The sequence below is a fragment of the Mycobacterium sp. TH-M15 genome (assembly GCF_057473705.1).
On sequence record NZ_JBYCLB010000693.1, the window covers coordinates 1 to 4,695 of the forward strand.

Annotated in this window: 5 protein-coding genes; 3 read left to right on the plus strand and 2 right to left on the minus strand. The window is 70.4% G+C overall.

What is annotated here, in order from left to right; translation table 11 throughout:
- On the plus strand, nucleotides 1-353 hold a 353-nt coding region (locus tag AC2VNT_RS17085), incomplete at its 5' end, for a hypothetical protein (protein WP_486947985.1).
- 14 nt (nucleotides 354-367) lie between these two features.
- Here AC2VNT_RS17085 and AC2VNT_RS17090 read toward each other — a convergent pair.
- Nucleotides 368-1,324, minus strand: coding sequence for a class I SAM-dependent methyltransferase (locus AC2VNT_RS17090; RefSeq protein ID WP_486947986.1), 957 nt, complete (start codon nucleotides 1,322-1,324; stop codon nucleotides 368-370).
- A gap of 101 nt (nucleotides 1,325-1,425) precedes the next feature.
- Nucleotides 1,426-2,640, minus strand: a complete 1,215-nt coding sequence (locus tag AC2VNT_RS17095; RefSeq protein ID WP_486947987.1) for a DUF885 domain-containing protein — start codon at nucleotides 2,638-2,640, stop codon at nucleotides 1,426-1,428.
- A gap of 39 nt (nucleotides 2,641-2,679) precedes the next feature.
- Here AC2VNT_RS17095 and AC2VNT_RS17100 point away from each other — a divergent pair, with 39 nt between their 5' ends.
- Nucleotides 2,680-3,540: a DMT family transporter gene (locus AC2VNT_RS17100; protein WP_486947988.1), complete on the plus strand. Its 861-nt coding sequence runs from the start codon at nucleotides 2,680-2,682 to the stop codon at nucleotides 3,538-3,540.
- 247 nt (nucleotides 3,541-3,787) lie between these two features.
- A partial coding sequence (coaA, locus tag AC2VNT_RS17105; protein ID WP_486947989.1) for a type I pantothenate kinase occupies nucleotides 3,788-4,695 on the plus strand: 908 nt, incomplete at its 3' end.

The following is a 4,695-nucleotide window of genomic DNA, read 5'->3' on the forward strand; positions in this document are numbered from 1 at the left end:
TCGAGAGCTTCCAGATCGCCAACAAGCCGGGGATCTGGTTCTCGACACCGTTCGGGCTGGACTGCGGCATCTGGGACGACGGGAGCTACGGCTGCACCGGGGCCATCCCGGGTGCGCCGGGCGGGACCAACCAGGTCGGCTGGTTCACCGGGGACTCGGCGGCGCACTTCGACAACACCGACCAGCCGCGGTTCGACTCCGGTCAAGCCCAGCGGGTGCTGCCCAGCGACAACTATGTCGAGTACAAGGGCGCCAAGTGCGCCACCACGCCGGACCAGGCCGTGTACTGCACCGGCGGCTACAGCAGGTTCATGGTGTCGTCGAGCCAGAGCTGGGTGGGTAACGGAAACTGACGCGGTGGGTGCGGTCAGCCCGCGTTCCAGCCGACCGCGGTTGGCTGCTTCTCCGCGGAGACGAACAGGTTGGGCATCAGATCCTTGGTGGCGGCGTCGCGGCCGTAACGGGCCAGCCACTCGGCGAGTGGCTCGGTCGACGACCGCCAGCCGTGCTCGCCGAGCCAGGCGCCGACATCGGTGCGGTCCTCGGGGTACCAGAGCTCCTCGATGTCGGTGACCTCGGCGTGGACCAATGCGGCGGCGGCCGCCCGCAGCCGGTGCATCTGCTCGCGCTGTCGCGCCAGTCGCTCCGGATCGTTCGCTTCGGCGGCGACGGCGTTGGTGGCCAGCCGGCTGCTCGGGGCACTGAGCGCGTCGATGCGCTCGAAGAGCAGGTCCTGGGCCCGAGCCGGCAGATAGCGCAGCAGGCCCTCCGCCGACCACGCGGTGGCCGCGGTCGGGTCGAAGCCGGCGTCGCGTAGTGCGGTCGGCCAGTCCTGCCGCAGATCCACCGGCACCGCTCTCACCGCGGCCTTCGGCTGCGCCCCGGCGGCCCGCAGGGTGTCGGCCTTGAACGCGAGCACCTTCGGCTGGTCGAGTTCGTAGACGGTCGTGCCGTCCGGCCACGGCAGTCGCCAGGCCCGCGCGTCCAGACCGGACGCCAGGATGACGACCTGCCGGATTCCGGCGTCGCCGGCGGCGCGGAAGAACTCGTCGAAGAAGACCGTCCGTACCGCCATGAAGTCGATCATCGCCCGCACCAGGGTCTGCACCTCCCGGTCGGCGCCGGCCGCAGCCTCGGGCAGCACCGTCCCCGAGTACGCGCTCCACACCCCCGGGCCGGCCCGGTCCAGGAAGACCCGGGCGAACGGGTCGCTGATCAGCGGGCTGGCGCTCTCGGTCTCCGCGGCACGGGCCGCGGCCACACCCAGCGCGGTCGCACCGACGCTCTCGGTGATCGCCCAGGTGTCGTCATCGGTCCTCGGCATCTGCATCTCCTCCCAATCGGCTACTCCCCCACGCTACGCCTTTCGCATAGCTTGGCTAATCGATTCCGTAGGGTGGTGTGACGACCGGGGCCACTTCCGGCCTACCGCAGCGCGGACGGGATCAGCGGCTCGTCCAGCAGCCGGCCGAACCGCTCGGTCAGGCTCACCCCGGCCGGCCGGTCGTCGAGCCAGCCGCGCAGCAGCCGATACCCCTCGACGTAGGTGCTGATGTAGGCCCGCCACAGCGGTGCAGACAAGAACCGCAACAGCTGACGCGCCCGTGCGTCGCCGACCAGCAGCCACCGTTGCAGGTAGGCGACCACATCGTCGACGTCGCGGTGCTCGTCGTGCAGCATCAGCGCCGCGTCCTGGCGCACGGTGAGCAGCCCGGCGGACGCCTCGGCCACCGCCTCGGCGCGGTCGCCGTCGAACCGCAGCCCCAGGTCGGCGTAGATATCGGCCGCCCACGTCCCCCAGCGCGGGCCGATCGCGGCGTGCAGCGCCAGATCGGCCAGCCCCTCGGCCATCAGGCACTGCGGGGTGTTGACCAGGAAGATGGTCTGCTCGTCGTGGCCGCCGCGGCGGACCAGGCCGGCCTCCTTGCGGCAGTGCTCGGTATGATGGCCCGGGTAGGACTCGTGGGCCACCAGTCGCGGCAGGTTGGACATCTGCTGTTTGACGTCGGCGTTGACCGCCACCGTCGAGCGGTAGCCGCCCTGGTAGTAGTTGAACCCCGACCAGGGCTGGTCGGTCACCACCTCGTAGCTCACCGACTCCGCGTCCGGAAGTGGGTATTCGGCGCGTACCCGGTCGCGCAGCGCGCTGGAGAACGCCTCGATGCATTCGGCCAGTCGATCCGGCGGGATCTCGTCGGCCCCGCGGTAGGCGTCCATCCGGTCGGCCAGCGGCCCGCTGCCGCCCAGCGCCTGGTCAAGTCGCTTGTGCGCCAGTCGGTACCGGTCCGGGTCGCCCTTGTGTATCGAGACGTCGAAGTAGTCCCGGACCTCGTCGACGAAGCGAACCTCCGCACCGGCGAACTTGCGGCCCGCGCAGGCCAGCGCGCGCAGCTGCGCGGCCAGGTAATCGGCGCGTGATCGGCCGAGTTCGCCCTCAGCACCCGTCGGCAGCTCGGCCAGCAACCGCTCGGCTTGGCGGCCAAGCTCGGCCGGGTCCGGCGGAGGCTCGTTGCCCACCGCGTGCCGAAGCGCGGGATCCCCGGTGAACGCGTCGACGTAGCCGCTCTCGATCCGGTCGAAACGCAGGCCCAGTTCCAGGTACTCGCGGATGAACGCTGAGGCGCCCCGAGCCGAATCCACGACCGTCAACGTTACAGTGGCGGGCCGGGAGGTGTAGCCATGGACGAAACCGGGATCGCAGCGCTGCTCGCGTTGGGCTCCGCGCTCTGCGTCGCGATCGGCGACGTGCTGCAGCAGCGCGCGACCCAGCGGCTCACCGGTACCTCGGCCAGCAACCTGAAGATGTTCTCGACGCTGTTCCGCAGCCGGTGGTGGCGACGGGGCGCGCTGTTGCTGGTGGTGAGCATCGTGTTGCAGGCCGAGGCGCTCGACCAGGGTTCGGTGCTGCTGGTGCAGGCGCTGCTGGTGCTGTCGCTGCTGTTCGCGTTGCCGGTCAGCGCCGCGCTGTCGCACCGCGCGGTGCCCGGCCAGCAGTGGGCATGGGCCGCCGTGCTGACCGCCGCGATCACCGTGATCGTCACCGTCGGCAACCCGCAAGCCGGGCAGTCCCGCGCGTCGCTGCAGACCTGGGCCCTGGTGGCGGCCGTTCTCGGGCCGCTGCTGATCGGCTGCCTGGTGGCCGCCCGGATCCGGGGCGCCGCCGCCGCCGCGGTGCTGTTCGCGTTCGTCTCCGGCTCACTCTGGGCGGTCTTCGCCGTGCTCACCAAGGGGGTGATGGCCCAACTGCACCACGGCGCGTCGGCGGCGGTCCGGTCGCCCGAGCTGTACGCCTGGCTGCTGGTCGCAGTTGCCGGGTTCGCCTTCGAGCAGTTGGCGTTTCGAGCCGGGGCGCTGACCGCCTCCCTGCCGACGCTGGAGATATCGCAGCCCATCGTGGCGGCGCTGCTCGGCATCACCGTGCTCGGTGAGACGCTCGACACCGGCCGGGCTGGGATCGTCGCGCTGGCGGTGGCGGTGCTGGCGATGACGCTGGCCACCGTCGAACTCGCTCGCGGCGACGCGGCCGGCGAGCCGGCGTAGCCGTGCTAACGTGCCGCGACGATGACCGCAGCACGCACCATCAACCGTCCTGACCTGGCGGGCGGCCGAGCGCCGACTGCAGCGGCAGCGGCGCCGGCGCCGAGGCGCTCGACTCCGAACGCACGCACGCACGCGATCAACGTGATGATGCTGCTGTCGGTCACCGCCCCGGTGCTGCCGTCGCTGGCCGGCTACCTGCATACCCCCGCCGCCGGCCGGGTGACCAGGGCTGCAAGACTCTATGGCCATGCCCCGGCCTAGCGAGCCGAGTCCCTACGTCGAGTTCGATCGACGTCAATGGCGTGCGCTGCGCATGGCGACCAAGCTGCCGCTGACCGAGCAGGAAGTCGTCGCGCTGCGCGGCCTCGGCGAACAGGTCAACCTGCGCGAGGTCGAAGAGGTCTACCTCCCGCTGGCCCGGTTGCTGCACCTGCAGATCGCGGCCCGGCAGGGTCTGTTCGCCGCCACCGCGGAGTTCCTCGGCGAACCGCGGCAAAACCCCGACCGGCCGGTACCCTTCATCATCGGCGTGGCCGGCAGCGTGGCGGTCGGAAAGTCGACCACCGCCCGGTTGCTGCAGGCGCTCCTGGCCCGCTGGGACCACCATCCCCGGGTTGACCTGGTGACCACCGACGGGTTCCTGTATCCCAACGCCGAGTTGGCGCGCCGGAACCTGATGCACCGCAAGGGGTTTCCGGAGAGCTACAACCGGCGCGCACTGATGCGCTTCGTCACTTCGGTGAAGTCCGGGTCGGAGCAGGTCTGCGCCCCGGTCTACTCCCACTTGAGCTACGACATCGTTCCGGGCGACAAGCAGGTCATCCGCCACCCCGACGTGCTGATCCTGGAAGGCCTGAACGTCCTGCAGACCGGACCGACGCTGATGGTGTCGGACCTGTTCGACTTCTCGCTGTATGTGGATGCGCGGATCGAGGACATCGAGCACTGGTACATCTCCCGGTTCCTGGCCATGCGGTCCACCGCATTCGCCGATCCGGCATCGCATTTCCACCACTACGCCGGACTCAACGACCGGCAGGCGGTGATCGCGGCCAAGGACATCTGGCGCTCGATCAACCGGCCGAACCTGGTCGAGAACATCCTGCCCACCCGGCCGCGGGCCACCCTGGTGTTGCGCAAGGACGCCGACCACTC

Coding starts and splice junctions, on each gene's coding strand:
- AC2VNT_RS17090 (WP_486947986.1), bottom strand. CDS start 1,324: ATGCCGAGGACCGATGACGACACCTGGGCGATCACCGAGAGCGTCGGT.
- AC2VNT_RS17100 (WP_486947988.1), top strand. CDS start 2,680: ATGGACGAAACCGGGATCGCAGCGCTGCTCGCGTTGGGCTCCGCGCTC.